We start from the raw sequence: 527 nt of genomic DNA, 5'->3' as shown, positions 1-527 counted from the left end.
AGGGATCCAGCCCGCGCTCCAGGGTGATCGAGGCCACCACCGCGACGAGGATCACCGGCACGGCGGCGACGAAACAGAACAGGCTGACGATGTGCACATGCAGGCCGGCGCCCGCCGCGCCGCGCCGCCGCGCCCGCCACAGGCTGACAGTCTGCGCCAGCACGACCACCAGCAGCGCCACCACCAGCAGCGCGTTGACGCCGAGCATCCACGCCACCACCACATGGGTGGGCAGGATGGGCGTCATGCCGGCGAGCACAAGGAAGGTGGAGAAAGCGCAGGTCAGCGCGCAGACGACCAGGATGACGCCGAGCACGCCGGAAACGCGCTGTCCCGGATCTGATCCACGCGCGGCGGCAATGTCATTGTGCGCCGTATTGTCGATGCTCAAGCACGCCCCTTCAGCAACACCCGCTCCGCGACCGGTTGCCGGAAACCGGCAATCATGGTGCGGCAGCCATTTCCCCGAAGCCTCCGCGTCGGGGCAGGACAGACAGCCTCACGTCCCGCCCATACGGCCAGCGGAA

At 68.5% G+C, this 527-nt stretch carries 1 pseudogene; it reads right to left on the bottom strand.

The features are described 5' to 3' along the window. Positions 1-391, bottom strand: a pseudogene (locus tag AC4FS3_RS29445) (PAS domain-containing sensor histidine kinase); the annotation flags it as partial. Between the last annotated feature and the right edge of the window lie 136 nt (positions 392-527).

Source organism: Pseudogemmobacter sp. TB195, assembly GCF_058313095.1.
The sequence above is the reverse complement of the archived record's forward strand: the minus strand, read 5'-3'. Positions and strand labels throughout refer to the sequence as shown.